A 19920-nucleotide genomic window follows, 5' to 3' on the forward strand; every position below is an offset into this window, starting at 1 on the left:
GCGCCGGCAGCGCGCGGCAAATGCCGGCATCAGGGCGTGTCGTGATGGCTCAGGGACAGGTCGGCGAAGTCGCCGTTGGCCTGTGTGAGGCGGATGCGCACTGGCAGATAGCCCATGTCCGTGCCCAGCCAGAGTTCGGCCTTCTGGTCGTAGCGCTGGTCGGGGCGGGGCAGGCGCTGCAGCTTGAGCGCGGGCGTGCTGCCGGCGGGCAGCTCCAGCGTTTGCGGCCCTTCCACGGTGAAGGTCCAGCGCTCGGCGCTGCGCGCACCCACGGTGGTCAGCGTGATCCGGGTGCCAGGGGGGTAGCGTTCGGGTGCGGCGGCCAGCAGGGCGCCCAGCTGGATGAACACGCTCAGCCGGTCCTGGGCGCCGCTGCCGATGGCCGCGCGCGGGGCGTTGGCGCTGAAGATCACCTCGCCGCGCTCGAAGTCGAAATGCGCTGCGCGCTCGCTGCGCGACTTGTCTCCGAACCGCGTGGGGCGCAGTCCTTGCGGCGTGATTTGGCCCACGCTGCTTTGCGAGCGCGCTCCCAGCAGGAAGGCCTTGATCTGCTGGCGCGCCTCGTACTGCGTACCGTCCTGGCGCCACAGCAGTTCGGCACTGGCGTTGTAGTGGAACTTCTTCACCTCGCCCGTCACGTCGAACGCCAGCCGCGCCGAGGGCGGCAGGCGTACCGGGGGCGGTTCGGTGCCGGCCACGGCACCTGCGGCGCCGGGGGGCAGGATTTCCACGCCCGCGGTCAACGCGGGCGCTTCCTGCGCCGGCTGCGATGCGGCGGCTGGCGCGGACGCGCTGGAGGCTTCGGCCATTGCGGGCATGGCCGGATCGCTGGCCGGGGAGAGGGGGGCGGAGGGCGCCGCGGCGTCCGCCGGCACTTCGGGGGGTGGGGTGGAGGAATCGGCCGGCACCTCGGCAGGGGACTCCGCGGGCGACGGTGCGGCTTGCGCGGGCGCCTCCGTGGCTGGTGCGGGCTCAGGGTGCTGCGTGGGAGGCGGTGCCTCCACGGGCGGCGGCGGTGGCTTGCGCACGGGACGGGGGCGCGGCTTGGGGGCCGGCGGCGGCACTGGCGCGGCCTGGGGTTCCGGGGGAGGCGGAGGCGGGGGCTCCACCATCCGCGTATGGAAGGCCAGCCGCTGCGGCGCGCCTTGGTCCGTGCCGCCCCGCGGCAACCCGACCAGCACCAGCCAGTGCAGGGCCAGTACCACGGCGGTCAGCAGCAGCAGGGCGCGGCGCGGCATGCGTTCAGCCGGGAGTGGCGGCGTGACCCAGGTCGCGCGAGAGCTGCTCCGCCGCGGCGCGCAGCGGGGCCTCTATCGCGCCGCCCCAGGCGGCATCGAACGTGGCGGCGGGGCCCAGCGTGGTGATGGCCAGGGCCAGGTGGCCGCCGGCGTCGAACACGGGCGCGCAGAAAGCGTGGATGCCCGGCAGCAGCGTGTCCAGCACCCGCGCGCAGCGGCGCTCGCGCACCTCGTGCAGCAGTGCCTGCACGCCGGCCTCGTCGTGCGGCAGGTCGGCGCGGCCCTGGCGGGTGGCGAGCGCGAGTTCCTCGGCCAGCAGCGCGGCGGTCTTCTCGCGTGGCAGGTAAGCGGCAAAGCAGCGGCCCGTGGCGGAGCTGAGCAGCGGCATCACGTCGCCCAGGCGCAGGTTGGCCGTGAGCGCGCGTGGCGCCTCCTCCCAGTGCACGATGGTCGGTCCATGGTTGCCCCAGACGGCCAGCGCCAGCGTGTGGCCCAGCGCATCCATGAGTGGCGCCATGCGCTCGCGCGCCAGCCGCATGGCATCGAGGCGTGCCAGCGAAGCAAGCCCTAACTTGAGTGCCGCAGGGCCCAGGTCGTAACGGGCGTTGCGGGCGTCCTGCACCACCAGGCCCAGGCGCTGAAAGCTCACCAGGTAGCGGTGGGCCTTGGCCGCGCTCATGCCGGCCTCCTGCGCCAGGTCCTTGAGCATCAGCGGCCCGCGGGCGCGCGACAGCGCGTCCAGCAGCGCGAACCCCACCTCCACCGACTGAATGCCGACGCGTTCCTTGTCCATCTGCACTAGAATTTTGGAGTTTTGTTTAGTTAAATCAATTCACTGGATCGTAATTTGTGCCAGGCGAGAGGGCTCGCGCGGCGCAGGCGATGCATTCACCCGGAGACCCAGGCCCATGAAACTTGCTACCTACAAAGACGGATCGCGCGACGGCCAGCTTGTCGTGGTGTCGCGCGATCTGGGCACGGCCCATTATGCGACCGGCATTGCCAGCCGCCTGCAGCAGGTGCTGGACGACTGGAACTTCATGGCGCCCCAGTTGCAGGACCTGTACGACCAGCTCAATGCCGGCCGCGCGCGCCATCCGTTCCCCTTCGATCCGCAGCAGTGCATGGCGCCGCTGCCGCGCGCCTACCAGTGGGCGGACGGCTCGGCCTACATCAACCACGTGGAGCTGGTGCGCAAGGCGCGCAATGCCGAGGTGCCCGCCAGCTTCTACACCGATCCGCTCATGTACCAGGGCGGCAGCGACGACTTCATCGGCCCCTGCGACGACGTGGTGGTGCCCAGCGAGGCCATGGGCATCGACTTTGAGGCCGAGATTGCCGTCGTCACCGGCGACGTGAAGATGGGCGCCAGCCCGGAGCAGGCCCTGGACGGCATCCGCCTGGTGATGCTGGCCAACGACGTCAGCCTGCGCAACCTGATCCCGGCGGAACTGGCCAAGGGCTTCGGTTTCTTCCAGTCCAAGCCGGCGACCGCCTTTAGCCCCGTGGCGGTGACGCTGGACGAGCTGGGCGACGCCTGGCAGGGCGGGCGCGTGCACCTCACGCTGCAGTCCACCTGGAACGGCCGCAAGGTGGGCATGTGCGACGCGGGGCCGGAGATGACCTTCCACTTCGGCCAGCTCATCGCGCACATCGCCAAGACACGCAACGTGCGCGCCGGCTCCATCGTGGGCAGCGGCACGGTGAGCAACAAGGACTGGGCCAAGGGCTACAGCTGCATTGCCGAAAAGCGCTGCATCGAGACCATCCAGGACGGCCAGCCCAGCACCGAGTTCATGCGCTATGGCGACACCATCCGCATCGAGATGAAGAACAAGGCCGGCCAGAGCCTGTTCGGCGCCATCGACCAGACCATTGCCGCGCCGCAGTAGTTTGAGGTCATTTTGGGCCGTAGCGCTCGTCCATCAAGCGCGAACAGCTATTAATAAAAGAGCAAGGAGACAACCGATGGAACGCAGAACCTTCCTGGCGGCCTGTGCCGCCACGGCAGCAGCGCCGTGGGCGCGTGCCGACACGGGCTATCCCAGCCAACCCATCCGCTGGGTGGTGCCCTACCCGGCGGGCGGCGGCACCGACGTGCTGGCGCGCACCGTGGCCGAGGCCATGCGCGGCGGGCTGGGCCAGCAGATCGTGGTGGACAACCGGCCTGGCGCGTCTACCAACATCGGCAGCCAGATCGTCGCCACCGCCAAGCCGGACGGCTACACCGTCATGTCGGCGGACAACGCGCTGCTGGCCTACAACGAGCACCTGTACCGCCGGCTGCCCTTCCACCCGGACAAGGACTTCACGTACATCGGCGGGCTGTCGCGCTTTCCTCTGGTGCTGGTGGTGAATCCGGCGTTCGCGGCGCAGACCTTCCAGGACTTCCTGGCCTATGTGAAGGCCCACCCCGGCCAGGTGAACTACGCCTCGCCCGGCAACGGCTCGCCGCACCACCTGGCGATGGAGCTGTTTAAGCACCGCACGCAGACCTTCCTCACGCACATCCCCTACCGCGGCGCGGCCCCGGCGGTGCAGGACGTGATGGGTGGCCAGGTGCCCTGCATGTTCCTGGACCTTGCGGCCGGCCTGCCGGTGATCCAGTCGGGCAAGGTGCGTGCGCTGGCCATCGGCGCCGCCCGGCGTGCGGCTGCGCTGCCGCACGTGCCCACGCTGGCAGAGGTGGGCGTGGCCGATGCCGAGGTCTATGCGTTTCAGGGCCTGCTGGGCCCGGCCGGGCTGCCGACGGCCATCACCGCACGGCTGAATGCCGCGCTGAATCAGGCGTTGGCCGCGCCCGAGGTGGTGGAGCGCATGCGGGCCTTTGGCATGGAACCGCTGGCCGGCACGCCCGAGCAGTTCCACGCGCTGGCCCGCGCCGAGGCGCGGCGCTGGGGGCCGGTCATTGCCGCCACGGGCGTGAAGCTGGATTGAGGTTTGGTGGCAAAAGTGGCTGTAGCGCTTGGCAGTCAAGCGCTAACAGCTCACTTTTTGATAGTTATGAGGCCAGCGGCTCCACCTGCACCCGGCAGTCGTAGAACGTGGGCCCCGCGCCCAGGTCGGTCAGGGCCTGGCTGGTCAGTTCGTTCACGTTGGTGCCGTTGTGGCCCAGCTTGCGCCACCACACGCCCAGGCCGTTCACCACGCCGGGACGGGCGCGTCCGTTGAGCGCGGCGTGGCAGGCGTAGCTGCCGCGGTCGTTGAACACGCGCACCAGGGCGCCGTCGGCAATGCCGCGCGCCGCGGCATCTTCGGGGTGGATCTCCAGCAGCGGGCGGCCTTCGATGTCGCGCAGGCTCTGCAGGTTCACGAAGGTGGAGTTGAGGAAGTTGCGCGCCGGCGGCGAGATCATGGCCAGCGGGTAGTCGGCCGAGGTGCCCGCGCCCTCGTGGTTGGGCACGTAGCCCGGCAGCGGATCCAGCCCCTGGTCGGCCAGCCGCTGGCTGTAGAACTCGCATTGGCCCGAGGGCGTGGGAAAGCCGCCGTCGGCGAACGGCGCATCGGGCACGGACAGGGGCGCGAAGCCCTGTTCCAGCAGCAGATCGAAGTCCACCCTGTCGCCATAGGCCTGGCGGCACAGTGCCTCGTCGCTGTCGGCAAAGCAGGGTTCGGTGAAGCCCATGCGCGCGGCCAGGTCGCGGAAGATCTGCGCATTGCTGCGCGCCTGGCCCAGGGGGGCAATCGCGGGGCGGTTGAGCAGCACGTCCGTGTGGCCGTAGGACAGGTGCACGTCCCAGTGCTCCAGCTGGGTGGTGGCGGGCAGGATGTAGTCGGCCCAGTCGGCGGTGTCGGTCTGAAAATGCTCCAGCACCACGGTGAACAAATCCTCGCGTGCAAAGCCCTGCACCACCTTGGCGGAGTCCGGCGCCACGGCCACGGGGTTGCTGTTGTAGACCACCAGGGCCTCGACGCGCGGGCCGAAGGCGGGGGAGGCGTCGCGCAGCAGGTCGTCGCCGATGGTCACCATGTTGATGCTGCGCGGCCGGCGGCCGGCCAGCAGGTCGGGGCGCTGCAGCTGCGCCCGCTGCACCGGGTAGTGGCCGGAGCTGGACAGCAGCACGCCGCCCGCGCGGTGGCGCCAGGCACCGGTGAGCGCAGGCAGGCAGGCCACGGCGCGCACCGCGTTGCCGCCGCCGTGCGCGCGCTGCACGCCGTAGTTCAGGCGGATGGCGGCGGGCCGCGTGGTGCCGTAGTCGTGCGCCAGCCGGCGGATCTGCTCCACGGGCAGGCCGCAGACCTCGGCCGCGCGCTCGGGCGGCCACTGCAGGGCGCGCTCGCGCAGTTGCTCCCAGCCCAGTGTGTGCCGGGCGAGGTAGTCGTGGTCCAGCCAGTCGTGCACGATCAGTTCGTGCATCAGCGCCAGGGCCAGCGCGGCGTCGGTCCCCGGGCGCAGCTGCAGGTGCTCATGGCATTTCTCGGCCGTCTCGCTCTTGCGCGGGTCGATGCAGACCAGGCGGGCGCCGTCGCGCTTGGCCTGCTGCGCGATGCGCCAGAAATGCAGGTTGCTGCCGATGGAGTTGCTGCCCCAGATCAGGATGAGCTGGGCCTCGGCGAAGAACTCCACCTTCATTCCCACCTTGGCACCCAGCGTGTGCACCAGGCCTTCGCCGCCGGCCGTGGCGCAGATGGTGCGCGCCAGCAGCGACGCGCCCAGGCGGTGGAAGAAGCGCCGGTCCATGCTCTCGCCCTGCACCAGTCCCATGGTGCCCGCGTAGCTGTAAGGCTGGATGGCCTGGGGGGCGCGCGCGGCGATGTGCGCAAGGCGCGCCGCGATGTCCCCCAGCGCTTCGTCCCAGCTCACCGGCGTGAACTGCCCGCTGCCCTTGGGGCCCGAGCGCCTGAGGGGCGTGAGGATGCGCTCGGCATGGTGGGTGCGCTCGGCGTACTTCGACACCTTGGCGCACAGCACGCCGCCGGTCTGCGCATGCGCCGGGTTGCCCTGTACGCGCACGGCGCGGCCGTTCTCCACGGTGGTGATCAGGGCGCAGGTATCGGGGCAGTCGTGGGGGCAGGCGCCGCGCACCTGGTGGGTGGCCGAAGCGTCGGGGACGGGAGTGGGGAGCATGTGTGGGGACTTTGGTGAGGGGTGGACCGGGGGAAACGGGCTTCGGTAAACTTCGCGCCGGGCACTCCGTTTAACGCAGTGCCTTATTTATTTCAATAATGGTTTACTCTGAGGGTTTTCTATGCATTCAACGCGGTTGAGCCGCCGGCAATTCTCGGCAGGGATGGGCGCGGCCCTGCTGACCGGCGCATCCCTGGCGCGCGCGCAGAGCGACACGCGCATTGTGCTGGGCCAATCCGCGGCCCTGACCGGGCCTGCCAGCCAATTGGGCCTGCAGTTCCAGGCGGGTGCCAAGCTGGCGTTCGACCAGGTCAACGCCCAGGGCGGCATCGGGCGGCGGACCATCGAGCTGCGCTCGCTGGACGACGGCTACGAGCCCGACCGCTGCGCCGAGAACACGCGCCGCTTGATCAATGAGGACGTGCTGGCCCTCTTTGGCTACGTGGGCACGCCCACCAGCCTGGCCGCGCAACCACTGTTCACGCAGGCCAAGGTGCCATTCTTCGCGCCCGTCACGGGCGCGGAATCCCTGCGCCAGCCGTTCAACCGCCTGGCCTTCCACGTGCGCGCCTCCTACGCGGACGAGGCCGAACTCATCGTGCGCCAGCTCACCAACCTGGGGCTGGACCGCATCGGCGTCTTCTACCAGGACGACGCCTATGGCAAGGCTGGCCTGGACGCCGTGACCCGCGCACTGGCCACGCGCAAGCTGGCGCCCGTGGCGACCGGCACGGTGGCGCGCAACTCCGCCAACGTGACGGCTGCCGTGGCGCCGCTGGTGGCGGCGCAGCCCGTGGCCATCGTGCAGATCGGTGCCTATGCCGCCAGTGCGGCGTTCGTGCTGGCCGCGCGCAAGGCGGGGTACGGCGGCAAGTTCTACAACGTGTCCTTCGTGGGCACGCAGGCGCTGGCGGATGCGCTGGGCGCCAACGGCGCGGGCGTGGTGGTGTCGCAGGTGGTGCCTTCGCCCTACCAACAGTCGCGCCAGATCACGCGTGAATTCCAAGAGGCCATCAAGAAGGGCGGCAACGTGCAGGCCAACTACTCCAGCATGGAGGGCTACCTGGCCGCGCGCGTCTTCATCGAGGGGCTGCGCAACGCGCAGGCGCACGCCAGCGGCAAGCTCACGCGCGAGAGCCTGGTGGCGGGGCTGGAATCCCTGCGCGGTTCGGTGGGCGGTTTTACGGTCAACTTCAGCCCATCCGACCATGAGGGCTCGCGCTTCGTGGAGATGTCCATGCTCACCGGCGACGGCCGCGTGCGCACCTGAGCGCCCCGCGCCCGCCGGCGCCATCGGCGGGCCGCAGGGGCTTCGGGCCCGCTTCGGCGCGGATCGGGGAGCACGGCTAGACTGTGGCATTCCCAGGACGACAGGCCCGATCCCCATGAACATCATCGACTCCATCGCCCGCGAAGCGGCCGCCATCGCCGAGGTGCGGCGCGACATCCATGCCCATCCCGAACTGTGCTTTCAGGAGGTGCGCACGGCCGACGTGATCGCGGCCAAGCTCACCGAATGGGGCATCCCCATCCACCGCGGCCTGGGCACCACCGGTGTGGTGGGCATCGTGCACGGCCGTGACGGCGGTGCCTGCGGCCGCGCCGTGGGCCTGCGCGCAGACATCGACGCCCTGCCCATGCAGGAGTTCAACACCTTCGCCCATGCGAGCAAGCACCAGGGCCGGATGCACGCCTGCGGCCACGACGGCCACACGGCCATGCTGTTGGCGGCGGCGCAGTATTTCTCCAAGCACCGCGACTTCGACGGCACCGTGTATTTGATCTTCCAGCCGGCGGAAGAGGGTGGCGGCGGCGCACGCGAGATGATCAAGGACGGCCTGTTTGAGCGGTTCCCCATGCAGGCGGTGTTCGGCATGCACAACTGGCCGGGCATGCCGGCCGGCAGCTTTGCCGTGAGCCCCGGCCCGGTGATGGCGTCAAGCAATGAGTTCAAGATCACCATCCGCGGCAAGGGCAGCCACGGCGCCATGCCGCACATGGGCATCGACCCCGTGCCCGTGGCCTGCCAGATGGTGCAGGCGTTCCAGAACATCATCAGCCGCAACAAGAAGCCCATCGAGGCGGGCGTGATCTCGGTGACGATGATCCACGCCGGCGAGGCCACCAACGTAGTGCCCGACAGCTGCGAGCTGCAGGGCACGGTGCGCACCTTCTCCACCGAGCTGCTGGACATGATCGAGCGCCGCATGCGGCAGGTGGCCGAGCACACCTGCGCCGCGTTCGAGGCGCGCTGCGAATTCGAGTTCGTGCGCAATTACCCCCCCACCATCAACTCGCCGGCCGAGGCCGAGTTCGCGCGCCAGGTGATGGTGGGCATCGTGGGTGAAGACAAGGTGCTGGCGCAGGAGCCCACCGGGGGTGCGGAGGATTTTTCCTTCATGCTGCAGGCCAAGCCGGGCGCCTATGTGTTCATCGCCAACGGCGACGGCGACCACCGCGCCATGGGCCACGGCGGCGGTCCCTGCACACTGCACAACCCCAGCTACGACTTCAACGATGCGCTGATTCCGCTGGGCGGCACCTATTGGGTGGAACTGGCGCGCCAATGGCTGGCACAGCCCACGGCCTGAGAGGCTCCGGGTCCCCGTGAGGCGGCATTCACACGGCTGACATGCCCAGGCTCCACCGTTGCGCGGTGGGGCCTTTTTTACATGTCCAAAGGGGGTTTCGATGATCGGTATCCCGCAGGCGTTCGCCGCAAGTTACGCACAGGCGCGGGCCCAATTTGTTGGCGCCGCGGCGGTGGCCGGTCTGGCGCTGCAGCCGCAGGTGCATCCGCTGTGCGGCCCCAACGGCGAGACGCTGGCGCTGGACGTGGTGCGGGATGGGCCGCTTGACGCGCCCCGTCTGCTCATCGTGAGCAGCGGCTGCCACGGCGTGGAGGGCTTGTGCGGCAGTGGCGTGCAGGTGTTCGCGCTGCAGGATGGCGAGTGGCGCGCCAAGGCACGGGCGCAGCGTGTGGCCGTGCTCTACCTGCATGCGCTCAACCCGTACGGCTTCGCCCACCTGCGCCGCGTGACACACGAAAACGTGGACCTGAATCGCAACTTCGTGGACTTCAGCCAGCCGTTGCCGGCCAACCCCGCCTACAGTGCGCTGCACCCCGTTTTGTTGCCGCCCGAATGGCCGCCCAGCGAGGCCAATACGCAGGCCTTGCGCGTTCTGCTGGATGCGCACGGCTTGCAGGCGCTGCAGGCGGCGATCACCCGCGGGCAGTACCAGCACCCGGACGGCCTGTACTTCGGCGGCACGGCGCCCACCTGGAGCAACTGCACGTTGCGCGCCGTGCTGCGTCGCGAGGGCGCGCGCGCCGAACGCATCGCCTGGGTGGACCTGCACACGGGCCTGGGGCCGAGCGGCCATGGCGAGCGCATCCATGCGGGGCGCGACGAGGCGCAGGCCCTGGCGCGTGCGCGCCGCTGGTGGGACGGGGGTGGCGCCACGCCGGTCACGTCCACCGAAGACGGCTCCTCCACCTCCGCGCCGCTCACGGGGCTGATGTGCCACAGCGCCTATGAAGAGTGCCCGCAGGCGGAGGTCACGGCCCTCACGCTGGAGTTCGGCACGCAGCCCGCGCCCGCCGTGCTGCAGGCGCTGCGGGCGGACCATTGGCTGCACCGGCATCCCGAGGCATCGCCCGCCCTGGCTGCGCGGGTCCATGCCCAGATGCGCGAGGCCTTCTACACCGACACCGACGCCTGGAAGGGCCAGGTGATCAGCCAGGCGCGGCAGGTGCTGTTCCAGGCCGTGGATGGGCTGTGCATGGCGTGATCCTGGGGAGGCTTTAAAAAAGAACGGTCGTTCGTGTTTTGACTACACTGTGCGGCGATACCAACCCTGAACCGGAGACACTCCATGTCCGATCTGAACGCCACCTTCGAGGCCGCCGTGGCCAATTCCAAGAACCTCAGCGAGCGCCCCGACAACCCGACGCTGCTGAAGATCTATGCGTTGTACAAGCAGGCCACCGCCGGCGACAACGCCGAGAAGAAGCCGAGCTTCTCTGACATCGTGGGGCGCGCCAAGTGGGACGCTTGGGAAAAGCTCAAGGGCACGTCCGGCGACGAGGCCAAGCAGCAGTACATCGACTTGATCGAATCCCTGCGCGGCTGAGCGCTGTGGGCCCGCCAGCGTGCGGGCCAACCGTCCCCCAGGCCGCGAAGCCGCAGCAGGCACGCGGGGGCGGGCAACGCGGCGTCAGCCTCCGCCGTGGGCCACCCGGGGCGGCTGTGGCGCCAGCGCCTGCAGCGCGGCGGTGCGCTCGGCCTGCGGCGCCTGGGCCAGCGCCCGCACGGCTGCATGAAAGCGCGGCCAGTCGCGCCCCTCGCGCTCGAACAGCGCCATGAACGCGGGCACCCCTTCGTCATAAGCCGCCTGCGCGGCGAAGCTGGCGTTGTTGGCATCGCGCACCCAACGGTCCAGCGTCGCCAGCTGTGCCTCGGGGACGTGTGCGGCCAGCCAGCGCGCGCGCAGCGTGGCATAGGCGGCGCGGAAGTCCTGCATTGCTTCTTTTTTCATAGCTGATAGCGCTTGATAGTCGGGCGCTACAGCCCCATTTGATGCATAAATCTCGGCCAGGCGCTGGCGCGTTACCTGGGTCAGCGCGCGCCATTGCGCGCGGCGCTCCTCGCTGGCCGCGAACTGGGCGCGGGTGGCCGGGGTGGCGTGCTGCTGCAGCCAGCGCTGCACGCCCAGCCGCTCCACTGCCGTGGCGTAGGATTCGTTGAAGGCGGTATCGCCCTCGGCATACGCCACCTGGTGCGCCAATTCGTGCAGCAGCAGCCGCACGAAGTCGCCCTCGGGCCAGCCGATGAAGGTGGACAGCAGCGGGTCGCCCCCCATCCAGTTGCTGTAGCCCAGCGTGGAATACGCGGGTACGCCGTACACGCTGACCTCCAGTCCGGTGGCCGCCAGGCGCGCGGCCTCGGCCCGTGCGCCGGGCTCGTCGAAGTAGCCGCGGTAGCCGATGCAGCCGGTGATCGGAAAGCACCAGCGGTGCAGCGTGAGCGAATAGGGGCCCGCCGCCGCCACGTTCCACACGGCAGCCGTGCGGTCCAGGCGCGCATAGCGGCGGTAGCTGGCGTTGTCGGGCAGGGCCAGCTCGTCCACCGCGAACGCCCGGGCGCGCTGGGCCAGCTGCAGCCGCTCGCGCAGCGGCGCGGAGGTGTCGGGGTGGGTGATCCACTCCTGCGCCGGGCGCGCGGCGTTCATGATCTCCAGGTGCCCGCGCAGGGACTGCCAGTAGTAGCCCAACGTGCCGCCCGACTGGGCGCAGCCGCCCAGCAGCAGCGCGGCTGCCAGCAGCGGCCACGGGCGCCGGGGCGATGGGGTGGATGTGCTCATGGTGGCGGAGGCGGGTGCGGCCAAGCATAGCAAGACGTTCTTGCGCCATGCGACCCAACCCCCACAATGCCCCCATGCTCGAAACCACCGAACCCTCCCCCCCGGACGAGGCCAGTGGCCTGTTCACCGACGAGGGCGGCCATGCGCGCTGCTTCTGGTGCCGCGCCAGCCCGCTGTACCGGCACTACCACGACCACGAATGGGGCTTCCCGGTGACAGACGAGCGCCGCCTGTTCGAGAAGCTCTGCCTGGAGGGGTTCCAGGCCGGCTTGTCGTGGATCACCATCCTGAACAAGCGCGAGGCCTTCCGCGCGGCGCTGGCGCAGTTCGAGGCCGAGCCGCTGGCAGACTTCGGCGCCGCCGAGGTGGACCAACTGATGGGCAACGCCGGTATCGTGCGCCACCGCGGCAAGATCGAGTCGGCCATCAACAATGCGCGCCGCGTGCTGGAGCTGCGCCGCGAGTTCGGGTCGCTGGCGCACTATGTGTGGCGCTATGCGCCCCTGGCCGCGCAGCAGCGGCCCGAGCGCATGACGCTGCCTGCGGTGCGTGCGATGACCACCTCGGCGGCGTCGGTGGCGCTGTCCAAGGATATGAAGAAGCGTGGGTTCAGCTTCGTGGGTCCGACCACCATGTATGCCTTCATGCAGGCCATGGGGCTGGTCAACGACCACCTGGAGGGCTGCGGCGCACGCGCTGCGGCAGAGGCCGCGCGCGCCGCGTTCACACCCCCCGCTGCGGGCTGATGCGCGCCCCAAAGCCGGCTTAAGGCCTGCTCACGCTATTCGCACTGGCGAAAATAGTGTGAACAGGCCCTAGACCACCGCGTCGGACCGGACCACGATGTGGTCGAACCCCAGATGGTGCAGGCACTCGCGCAGGATGAGCAGCGTGGCCGCGAAGGCGTTGTCCTGCGCAAGGGTGTCCTGCGTGGCGGGGCGCCCCAGGCTGAGGGCGGCCAGGCGGTTGAAGGTGTGCTCCACCGCTTCCAGCGGCAGGCGCAACTCCGGCTGCGCCGGTAGGCCCGCAGCCAGCGCGATCTGGCGTATGCCGCCGTCGGCTGTGTAGAGCGTGGAGCCGGGCGCCAGCAGGTCGCGCACCGGCATCACCGCATCTTCCACCAGCATGATCGCGTGCTCCATCTCGGCCTCCGTGGGCGGCTGGTGGGCAAAGCAGGTGGCGGCCGTCACGCGCGCGCCGATGTCCAGCGTGCGCAGCAGCGCGGGCGCGTCTGCGGCGCCGCTCAGCAGCCGCGTGTGCGCGCCACCGATGTGCAGCGTGGTGAGGGCGTCGGCCATGCCCTCGGCGCGCAGGGCCTGGTACAGCGCGGCGGCATCTTCGGGAGACAGTGGCGCGGGCGTCTGGGGCATGGGGCCTTCCGGTAGCGGGAATGCGGCGATGGTGCGGCACGGGCGGCGTGCAGTGCCGCCCATGAAAAAGCCCTCCGAAGAGGGCTTGCAGGCTAAGCCGGGCAAAAAGGGGCGATCAGCCGCCCTGGTTGGCGCGCTTGCCGGGGTTTTTCTTGCTGCGCGTGGCCACGCCGCGCTCCAGGCTCACGCGCTGGCCGCGGCCGTGCGTGGTCACTGCCATGCCGGGCATGGGGGTGGGACGGGGTGTGCGCTTACGGTCGGCTTCGGTGACGATTTTGTTGCCCATGATGGCTCCTGAAATGAAAACGGTGAAAACTCCCTATTAGGCCATAGCCGCGAGCGCCCTTCCAAGGCCGAGGGGTGTGCCAGCCGTGATACCAAATATGCTATTAATCAATGAGCTGGTGGCGCATGTCTGGCGGGACATCCACCGCAATTTTGCCGCGCCATTGCCGGTGGCGGTGCGCGCGGCACCTGTCAGACAGCACCTTGCCGGCATGTCGGCCAGCGCCCATTGACGGGCCTGCCCGCGCCCTTCAAGAATGGCAGTTGTCATGGAGACCGAGGGACATGTCATGAAGCATCTGCTCCACTCCCTGGAGGCCAGCCTGGCGCTTTCCCCTGTAGGGGTAGCTGTCGAACTGCCCGACGGCGCGCGCCTGGGTGACGCCAATGCCGACCTGCGGTTGCGTTTTCGCGACCGCATGGCCGTGGTGGCCCTGGCCATGGGTGAGATTGGCAACGTGGGCGCGGCCATCGTCGAAGGCCGCGTAGCGTTGGAAGGCAGCATGCGCCAGTTGATGACGGCGGCCGCGGCGCTGCTCAAGCAGAACCCCACGCACGAGGGACCGGCGACTGGGTGGCAGCGCGTGTTGCTGCGTGCGCGCTCGATGGCGGCGCACACCCTGTCCCATGACGCACGCAATATCCAGTTCCACTACGACCTGTCCGACGACTTCTACGCCCTGTGGCTGGACCCGCGGCGCGTCTATTCCTGCGCCTATTACCGCACGCCTGACATGAGCTTGGCCCAGGCACAGGAGGCCAAGCTGGACCACATCTGCCGCAAGCTCCTGCTGCGTCCCGGCGACCGCTTTCTGGACATTGGCGCCGGCTGGGGCGGGCTGCTGCTGTGGGCCGCGCAGGAGTATGGTGTGGACGCCACGGGCATCACGCTGTCGCGCAACCAGCATGCGCATGTGCAGCGGCTCATCGCGGAGCGCGGCCTACAGGGTCGTGTGCGCATGCAGTTGCTGGACTACCGTGAACTGCAGGTGGAGCAGCCGTTCGACAAGATTGCCTCGGTCGGCATGTTCGAACATGTGGGCCGTTCGCAGATGGAGCGGTACTTCGCCACCGTGCACCGTCTGCTGCGCCCGGGCGGCCTGCTGCTCAACCACGGCATCACATCGGGCGGGCTGGACAACCCCCGGCTGGGCGCCGGCTTGGGCGATTTCATCGAGCGCTACATCTTCCCCGGCGGCGAACTACTGCATGTGAGCGCGGTGCTGCACGACATGGCCCGGGCCGGGCTGGAGATGGTGGACACGGAGAACCTGCGTCCCCACTACGCCCGCACGCTGTGGGCCTGGTCGGATGCGCTGGAGGCCCGTCAGGACGAGGCGCGCAGCGTGCTGGTCGCGCAGCACGGCAAGGAACGCGGCGAGAAGGCGCTGCGCGCCTACCGGCTGTACCTGGCGGGCTGCGCCCTGGCCTTCGAGCGCGGCTGGACCGCGCTGCACCAGATGCTGGCCGTGCGGCCCACGGGCCACGTGGAAGATGGCGTGCTCAAGGGTGCGCAGTCCGACTATCCTTTCAGCCGCGCCTACATGTACGAAGGCCCTGCGGCCACCCACTGATCCTTTGTCCTGGAACTTCGATGCTTTTCAAATTCAAATCCCGCGCCACCGCCGACGTCATCATGCTTGAGCCCAATGGCAAACAGCTGCTGGAGATCATCGGCAAGTCGCCGAATGAGCCGCACGGCATCATCACCGCCGCGCAGATTCCTGCCGCCATCCGCGCGCTGGAAGAGGCGGTAGCGGTTGAAGAGGCCGCTGCAGCGGCCACCGCCCCGGACGAGGACGATCAGACCGAGGAAGAGGCCCCTCGCGGCGACGGCGTGCGCCTGCGCCAGCGCGCGGCGCCCTTCATCGACATGCTGCGCCGCAGCGCCGCCGAGGATTGCGACGTGGTCTGGTGACGCGCAGCGCGCCCTGGCGGGCGCGCGCATCCGCTCTTCAATCCACCTTCGCACCCGACGCCTTCACCACCTGCGCCCATTTGCGGTGCTCGCGGTCGATCAGGCTGGCAAATTCGGCGCTGGTATTGCCGCCGGGAATCGCTCCCTGGGACAGCAGTCGCTCCTTGACGGCAGGGGTGGCCAGCGCCTTGGCCACCTCCTGCTGGACGCGCTGGACGATGTCGGCCGGCGTGCCCGCGGGCGCCAGCAGTCCGAACCATGAACTGGCTTCGAAGCCCTTGAGCGCGGGGCCGCCGGCCTCTTCCACCGTGGGGACGTCGGGCAGGGCGGTGGAGCGTTTCGCGCTGGTGACCGCCAGCGCCTTGAGCTTGCCGCCCTTGATATGGGCCATGGAGGAGGGCAGGTTGTCGAACATCACGTCCATGTTGCCGCCCACCATGTCCAGCAGCGCGGGCGCAGATCCGCGGTAGGGCATGTGCAGCATGTAGGTGCCGGTCATGCTTTTGAACAGCTCGCCGGCCAGGTGGATCGAGGTGCCGTTGCCGCTGGACGCCATGTTGAGCTTGCCCGGGTTGGCTTGGGCATAGCGGATGAAGTCCTGCACGGTGTTGATGCCCAGGCTGCGCGCCTTCTCGGTGTTCATGACCATCACGTTGGGCACCGACGCGACAAGCGTCACGGGCGCGAAGTCCTTGATCGGGTCGTAGGGTAGCTGCTTGTACAGCGCGCGGTTGATGCCATGCGTGCCCACGGTGCCCATCAGCAGCGTGTATCCGTCAGGGGCGGACCTGGCCACCAGTTCGGCACCGATGTTGCCTCCCGCGCCGCCGCGGTTGTCCACGATGAACTGCTGGCCAAAGGCCTTGCCCAGCTCGGGTGCAATGGCACGCGCCAGGATGTCGGTGGTACCCCCGGCGGCGAACGGCACCACGATGCGGACCGGCTTGGCCGGCCATGGGCTGGCTTGGGCATACGCGGCGCCCGTGGCGCCCAGGCCCAATGCGAGAAGCGCCCCGATGGCGCGCAGGGCCTGGCGGCGCGGTGGGGTGCGGCGTGGGCTGGATGTGTGCGGCATGCGGTCTTTCCAAAAAGCGTGAAAGAAGGCTTCGGTTGTAGGCGCCGCAGCCGCGCAGGGGCAGCAGGATTACCCGCAGTTCCCATGAAAAAACGCCCGGTGCGCGGGCACCGGGCGTTGGTAGGAAAGGCGGGCGGACGGACGCGCCCGCCGCGCTGGCGCAGATCAGTCGGCGTAAGTGCCGGCTGCCTTGATCACCATGCCCCACTTTTCGATTTCGGACTGCACGAACTTCTTGTGTTCGGCCGGCAGCACGCGCTTGTCGGCCACCACCACGGCGCCCAGGCCTTCCTGCTTCTTGATGAAGTCAGGATCCTTCACGGCCACTTGCAGCGCTTCGTTGATGCGCGTCAGCACGGCGGCGGGCGTGCCCTTGGGGGCATACAGGCCATGCCAGACGGAGACGTTGAAGTCTTTCAGGCCGCTTTCCTGCAGCGTCGGCAAGTCCTTGAGCGACGGCATCGTCAGGCGCTGGTTGGTGGTCACGGCAAAGGCCTTGACCTTCTTGCCCTCGATCTGCGTCGTGGTGTTGGTGGTCTGGTCGCACATCAGGTCGATCTGGCCGCCAATCAGGTCGGTGATGGCGGGCGCCGCGCCCTTGTAGGCCACGGGCGTCATGTGCGACTGCAGCGCGTGCTGGAACATCAGGCCGCACAGATGGCCGGCCGAGCCCAGGCCGGAGTGGCCCAGGTTCACCTTTTCCTTGTTCTGCGCAATCCAGGTGGCCAATTCCTTGTAGTTCTTGGCCTCCAGCGTCGGGCGCGAGATGATGGTCATGGGCACGTCGTTGACGATACCCAGGAACTCGAAGTCGTTCAACACGTTGAACGACAGCTTGCGGTACAGCGTGGGGATGGTGGCCATGCCGATGTGGTTCAGCAGCAGGGTGTAGCCGTCCGGCTGTGCACGGGCCACCTTGGCTGCGCCAATGGTGCTGCCTGCACCGGCGGCGTTTTCGACGACGACCGTGGCACCGCCCAGGGGCTTGCGCAGGGCCTCTGCCAGGTCACGGGCCACGCGGTCGGTGGGGCCGCCGGCCGAGAAGGGCACGACGATGGTGATGTTCTTGTCTTTGACCGGATAGGCCTGGGCGGATGCGCCGAATGCAGCCAGGATGGCGGCCGCTCCCACGGCGATCTTGAATGTCGTTCTCATGATGCTCCTTGGAAAAGAGGCGCAATCATAGAGAGAAACGGCGTGCCGGACATCAAGGAAACCCCCGAGGCCGCACCGCCTGACAAATGGGCGACGTTTGACCCCAGGGGGTTGACGCGGCTGCGGGCGGCTTGTGTGCCGCGCACGACGCCGTGGCGACGGACGGCGCCGGCCGGCCGCCCCGCGGGGCATCAGCGGTAGCTGCGCGCGTCTTCGATGACCTTGCCGTCGTTGGGCAGGCTGCCGGGAGGCACCATCTGCACGTCGCCGCGCAGCTTGGTCACTTCGCGCAGCGCTTCGGCCAGTTGCTGGGCCATGCCTGCGGCGGTTTCCGTGGTCTCCACCTGCAGCACCATCTGGTCGTTGGCCATCTCGCCGCTGACCACCAGCCGCGCGCGCTGCACTTGGGGGAAGCGCTTGACCACGCTGGCAATCTGGCCGGGGTGCACGAACATGCCGCGCACTTTGGTGGTCTGGTCCGCGCGGCCCATCCAGCCCTTGATGCGGGTGTTGGTGCGGCCCGTGGGGCACTGGCCCGGCAATACGGCCGACAGGTCGCCGGTGCCGAAGCGGATCAGCGGGTAGTCGGGGTTCAGCGTGGTGATGACCAGCTCGCCCACTTCGCCCTCGGGCACCGGGTCGCCGGTGCCCGGGCGCACGATCTCGACGATCACGCCCTCGTCCAGCACCAGGCCTTCGCGCGCGCTGGTCTCATAGGCGATCAGGCCCAGGTCTGCCGTGGCGTAGCACTGGTAGCCCGTCACGCCGCGCGCGGCCAGCCAGTCGCGCAGCGAGGGCGGGAAGGCCTCGCCCGAGACCAGCGCCTTGGTCACGCTGGGCAGCGCCACGCCGTGTTCGTGGGCCTTGTCGAGGATGATCTTCAGGAAGCTGGGCGTGCCGATGTAGCCGGCCGGGCGCAGCTCGGCCATGGCCTGCACCTGCTGCTCGGTCTGCCCCGTGCCGCCCGGAAAGACCGTGCAGCCCAGCGCGTGGGCGCCAGTCTCCATCATCGATCCGGCAGGCACGAAGTGGTAGCTGAAGCTGTTGTGGATCAGCTCGCCGGGGCGAAACCCCGCGGCATACATGGCGCGTGCCATGCGCCAGTAGTCCGGCCGCGCGCCCTCGGGCTCATAGATGGTGCCGGGGCTGGCGAACACGCGGGGCATGTGGCGCCCGAATGCCAGGGCGCTGAAGCCGCCGAACGCATTCTGGCCGCGCTGCGCCTGCTGGCGCTCCAGCAGTTCGTACTTGCGCGTGACGGGCAGGCGGGCCAGCGCGGCGCGGTCGGTGATGGTGGTGGCGTCCACGCCCGCCAGGATGTCGGCGAAGGCGGGGCTGGCCTGCTGGGCGTGGGCGATCTGCCGGGGCAGGGCCGCCATGAGGGCGGCTTCGCGCTCGGCGGGGGCGCGGGTTTCCAGGGCGTCGTAGAACATGCTCATGCCTGGGTCTCCTGTCGTTGGGAGGGGTTTAGGGCAAAATCGGCCTTAAGCGCTTGCCTGTCAAGCGCTAGCAGCTATTAATTTGAGAGTAATTAGGCCAGCCAGCGCTTGCGGCGCTTGTAGCTCTTGACGTCCTTGAAGCTCTTGCGCTCGCCGCCGCCCACGCCCAGGTAGAACTCCTTGACGTCCTCGTTGCTGGCCAGCTCCTGCGCGGGCCCGTCCATGACGATGCGGCCGCTTTCCATGATGTAGCCGTAGTCGGCGTACTTCAGGGCCATGTTGGTGTTCTGCTCGGCCAGCAGGAAGGTGGTGCCTTCCTTGGCGTTGAGATCCTTCACGATGTTGAACACCTCTTCCACGATCTGCGGCGCCAGGCCCATCGAGGGCTCGTCCAGCAGCACGATGGAGGGGTTGCACATGATGGCCCGGCCGATGGCGCACATCTGCTGCTCGCCACCCGAGGTGTAGGCCGCCTGGCTGGTGCGCCGCGTCTTCAGGCGCGGGAAGTAGGTGTAGACCTTCTCCAGGTTGGCCGCGATCTCGGCCTTGTCGGTGCGGGTGTAGGCGCCGGTGAGCAGGTTTTCCTCGATGGTCAGGTGGGCGAAGCAGTGGCGCCCCTCCATGACCTGCACCACGCCGCGCTTGACCAGGTCGGCGGGCGAGAGGTTCTGGATCTGCTCGCCGCGCAGCTCGATGCTGCCCTTGGTGACCTCGCCGCGCTCGCCCTTGAGCAGGTTGGAGATCGCGCGCAGCGTGGTCGTCTTGCCCGCGCCGTTGCCGCCCAGCAGGGCGACGATGCCCTTCTCGGGCAGTTGCAGCGACACGCCCTTGAGCACCAGGATCACATGGTTGTAGATGACCTCGATGCCATTGACGCTGAGAACGATGTTTCTGGACTCCATAGCCTTGCCCTTGTAGTGGTGCCAATCGGCAGGGCTGTCGCCACAGCCCTCTCGATTGGCGGCTGCCCTGCGCAGCCGCTTGAACCTGGCGCAACCCGCGCCAGCG

19 protein-coding genes are annotated in these 19920 nt (G+C 68.9%); 9 read left to right on the forward strand and 10 right to left on the reverse strand.

Features of this window, described 5'->3' with window-relative positions; genetic code table 11:
- Positions 1-29: 29 nt before the first annotated feature.
- Together K2L43_RS02420 and K2L43_RS02425 are read right to left on the reverse strand one after the other, a co-directional pair.
- Complete coding sequence (locus K2L43_RS02420; RefSeq protein WP_220638427.1) at positions 30-1238, reverse strand: DUF3108 domain-containing protein; 1209 nt, start codon at positions 1236-1238, stop codon at positions 30-32.
- Between the two features lie 4 nt (positions 1239-1242).
- Entirely contained in the window at positions 1243-2031 is a 789-nt protein-coding gene (locus tag K2L43_RS02425) for an IclR family transcriptional regulator (RefSeq protein ID WP_103738175.1), read from the reverse strand.
- Between the two features lie 115 nt (positions 2032-2146).
- Here K2L43_RS02425 and K2L43_RS02430 point away from each other — a divergent pair, with 115 nt between their 5' ends.
- Positions 2147-3130: a fumarylacetoacetate hydrolase family protein gene (locus tag K2L43_RS02430; RefSeq protein ID WP_011803909.1), complete on the forward strand. Its 984-nt coding sequence runs from the start codon at positions 2147-2149 to the stop codon at positions 3128-3130.
- Positions 3131-3206: 76 nt separating this feature from the next.
- On the forward strand, positions 3207-4175 hold the full coding sequence (locus tag K2L43_RS02435; RefSeq protein WP_220638428.1) for a tripartite tricarboxylate transporter substrate binding protein: 969 nt from the start codon (positions 3207-3209) through the stop codon (positions 4173-4175).
- Positions 4176-4239: 64 nt separating this feature from the next.
- On the opposite strand, the gene K2L43_RS02440 is transcribed toward K2L43_RS02435, so the two are convergent.
- The gene (locus K2L43_RS02440) at positions 4240-6306 is read right to left on the reverse strand and encodes a molybdopterin-dependent oxidoreductase (protein WP_220638429.1); all 2067 of its coding nucleotides are present in this window, start codon (positions 6304-6306) and stop codon (positions 4240-4242) included.
- 121 nt (positions 6307-6427) lie between these two features.
- Between K2L43_RS02440 and K2L43_RS02445 the strand changes: the two genes are divergently transcribed.
- From K2L43_RS02445 to K2L43_RS02460, 4 genes are all read left to right on the forward strand, one after another.
- On the forward strand, positions 6428-7576 hold the full coding sequence (locus K2L43_RS02445; protein ID WP_220638430.1) for an ABC transporter substrate-binding protein: 1149 nt from the start codon (positions 6428-6430) through the stop codon (positions 7574-7576).
- A gap of 115 nt (positions 7577-7691) precedes the next feature.
- Entirely contained in the window at positions 7692-8897 is a 1206-nt protein-coding gene (locus K2L43_RS02450; protein ID WP_012655485.1) for a M20 aminoacylase family protein, read from the forward strand.
- 100 nt (positions 8898-8997) lie between these two features.
- Positions 8998-10098, forward strand: a complete 1101-nt coding sequence (locus tag K2L43_RS02455) for a M14 family metallopeptidase (protein ID WP_220638431.1) — start codon at positions 8998-9000, stop codon at positions 10096-10098.
- A gap of 84 nt (positions 10099-10182) precedes the next feature.
- Complete coding sequence (locus K2L43_RS02460; RefSeq protein WP_220638432.1) at positions 10183-10440, forward strand: acyl-CoA-binding protein; 258 nt, start codon at positions 10183-10185, stop codon at positions 10438-10440.
- Between the two features lie 84 nt (positions 10441-10524).
- On the opposite strand, the gene K2L43_RS02465 is transcribed toward K2L43_RS02460, so the two are convergent.
- Positions 10525-11670, reverse strand: coding sequence for an aminopeptidase (locus K2L43_RS02465; protein ID WP_220638433.1), 1146 nt, complete (start codon positions 11668-11670; stop codon positions 10525-10527).
- Between the two features lie 74 nt (positions 11671-11744).
- On the opposite strand from K2L43_RS02465, the gene K2L43_RS02470 reads away from it, so the two are divergent.
- Complete coding sequence (locus tag K2L43_RS02470) at positions 11745-12416, forward strand: DNA-3-methyladenine glycosylase I (protein ID WP_220638434.1); 672 nt, start codon at positions 11745-11747, stop codon at positions 12414-12416.
- Between the two features lie 69 nt (positions 12417-12485).
- Here K2L43_RS02470 and K2L43_RS02475 read toward each other — a convergent pair whose 3' ends face one another.
- Both K2L43_RS02475 and K2L43_RS02480 read right to left on the reverse strand, forming a co-directional pair.
- A complete protein-coding gene (locus K2L43_RS02475; protein ID WP_253940094.1) occupies positions 12486-13040 on the reverse strand; it encodes a hypothetical protein in 555 nt (184 codons plus the stop codon).
- 115 nt (positions 13041-13155) lie between these two features.
- Positions 13156-13326 carry a hypothetical protein gene (locus K2L43_RS02480; RefSeq protein ID WP_011803919.1) on the reverse strand — a complete coding sequence of 57 codons (171 nt, stop codon included), beginning with the start codon at positions 13324-13326 and terminating at the stop codon, positions 13156-13158.
- Positions 13327-13615: 289 nt separating this feature from the next.
- On the opposite strand from K2L43_RS02480, the gene K2L43_RS02485 reads away from it, so the two are divergent.
- Complete coding sequence (locus tag K2L43_RS02485) at positions 13616-14899, forward strand: class I SAM-dependent methyltransferase (RefSeq protein ID WP_011803920.1); 1284 nt, start codon at positions 13616-13618, stop codon at positions 14897-14899.
- Between the two features lie 20 nt (positions 14900-14919).
- A complete protein-coding gene (locus K2L43_RS02490) occupies positions 14920-15243 on the forward strand; it encodes a DUF1840 domain-containing protein (protein ID WP_011803921.1) in 324 nt (107 codons plus the stop codon).
- A 37-nt stretch (positions 15244-15280) separates the two neighbouring features.
- On the opposite strand, the gene K2L43_RS02495 is transcribed toward K2L43_RS02490, so the two are convergent.
- The 4 genes from K2L43_RS02495 to K2L43_RS02510 all read right to left on the reverse strand — a co-directional run bounded on the left by K2L43_RS02495 (position 15281) and on the right by K2L43_RS02510 (position 19814).
- Complete coding sequence (locus K2L43_RS02495) at positions 15281-16318, reverse strand: tripartite tricarboxylate transporter substrate binding protein (protein WP_220638435.1); 1038 nt, start codon at positions 16316-16318, stop codon at positions 15281-15283.
- Positions 16319-16483: 165 nt separating this feature from the next.
- A complete protein-coding gene (locus tag K2L43_RS02500) occupies positions 16484-17473 on the reverse strand; it encodes a tripartite tricarboxylate transporter substrate-binding protein (protein ID WP_011803923.1) in 990 nt (329 codons plus the stop codon).
- 191 nt (positions 17474-17664) lie between these two features.
- Positions 17665-18912: a phenylacetate--CoA ligase family protein gene (locus tag K2L43_RS02505; RefSeq protein WP_220638436.1), complete on the reverse strand. Its 1248-nt coding sequence runs from the start codon at positions 18910-18912 to the stop codon at positions 17665-17667.
- Between the two features lie 92 nt (positions 18913-19004).
- On the reverse strand, positions 19005-19814 hold the full coding sequence (locus K2L43_RS02510; protein ID WP_220638437.1) for an ABC transporter ATP-binding protein: 810 nt from the start codon (positions 19812-19814) through the stop codon (positions 19005-19007).
- Positions 19815-19920 lie beyond the last annotated feature (106 nt).

Origin of the sequence: Diaphorobacter sp. MNS-0 (assembly GCF_019602835.1) — a bacterium.
GTDB lineage: Bacteria > Pseudomonadota > Gammaproteobacteria > Burkholderiales > Burkholderiaceae_C > Diaphorobacter > Diaphorobacter nitroreducens.

Excerpts from the sequence above, each read along its gene's own strand:
- K2L43_RS02420 (WP_220638427.1), bottom strand. The coding sequence starts at position 1,238 with ATGCCGCGCCGCGCCCTGCTGCTGCTGACCGCCGTGGTACTGGCCCTG.
- K2L43_RS02425 (WP_103738175.1), bottom strand. The coding sequence starts at position 2,031 with ATGGACAAGGAACGCGTCGGCATTCAGTCGGTGGAGGTGGGGTTCGCG.
- K2L43_RS02430 (WP_011803909.1), top strand. The coding sequence starts at position 2,147 with ATGAAACTTGCTACCTACAAAGACGGATCGCGCGACGGCCAGCTTGTC.
- K2L43_RS02435 (WP_220638428.1), top strand. The coding sequence starts at position 3,207 with ATGGAACGCAGAACCTTCCTGGCGGCCTGTGCCGCCACGGCAGCAGCG.
- K2L43_RS02440 (WP_220638429.1), bottom strand. The coding sequence starts at position 6,306 with ATGCTCCCCACTCCCGTCCCCGACGCTTCGGCCACCCACCAGGTGCGC.
- K2L43_RS02445 (WP_220638430.1), top strand. The coding sequence starts at position 6,428 with ATGCATTCAACGCGGTTGAGCCGCCGGCAATTCTCGGCAGGGATGGGC.
- K2L43_RS02450 (WP_012655485.1), top strand. The coding sequence starts at position 7,692 with ATGAACATCATCGACTCCATCGCCCGCGAAGCGGCCGCCATCGCCGAG.
- K2L43_RS02455 (WP_220638431.1), top strand. The coding sequence starts at position 8,998 with ATGATCGGTATCCCGCAGGCGTTCGCCGCAAGTTACGCACAGGCGCGG.
- K2L43_RS02460 (WP_220638432.1), top strand. The coding sequence starts at position 10,183 with ATGTCCGATCTGAACGCCACCTTCGAGGCCGCCGTGGCCAATTCCAAG.
- K2L43_RS02465 (WP_220638433.1), bottom strand. The coding sequence starts at position 11,670 with ATGAGCACATCCACCCCATCGCCCCGGCGCCCGTGGCCGCTGCTGGCA.
- K2L43_RS02470 (WP_220638434.1), top strand. The coding sequence starts at position 11,745 with ATGCTCGAAACCACCGAACCCTCCCCCCCGGACGAGGCCAGTGGCCTG.
- K2L43_RS02475 (WP_253940094.1), bottom strand. The coding sequence starts at position 13,040 with ATGCCCCAGACGCCCGCGCCACTGTCTCCCGAAGATGCCGCCGCGCTG.
- K2L43_RS02480 (WP_011803919.1), bottom strand. The coding sequence starts at position 13,326 with ATGGGCAACAAAATCGTCACCGAAGCCGACCGTAAGCGCACACCCCGT.
- K2L43_RS02485 (WP_011803920.1), top strand. The coding sequence starts at position 13,616 with ATGAAGCATCTGCTCCACTCCCTGGAGGCCAGCCTGGCGCTTTCCCCT.
- K2L43_RS02490 (WP_011803921.1), top strand. The coding sequence starts at position 14,920 with ATGCTTTTCAAATTCAAATCCCGCGCCACCGCCGACGTCATCATGCTT.
- K2L43_RS02495 (WP_220638435.1), bottom strand. The coding sequence starts at position 16,318 with ATGCCGCACACATCCAGCCCACGCCGCACCCCACCGCGCCGCCAGGCC.
- K2L43_RS02500 (WP_011803923.1), bottom strand. The coding sequence starts at position 17,473 with ATGAGAACGACATTCAAGATCGCCGTGGGAGCGGCCGCCATCCTGGCT.
- K2L43_RS02505 (WP_220638436.1), bottom strand. The coding sequence starts at position 18,912 with ATGAGCATGTTCTACGACGCCCTGGAAACCCGCGCCCCCGCCGAGCGC.
- K2L43_RS02510 (WP_220638437.1), bottom strand. The coding sequence starts at position 19,814 with ATGGAGTCCAGAAACATCGTTCTCAGCGTCAATGGCATCGAGGTCATC.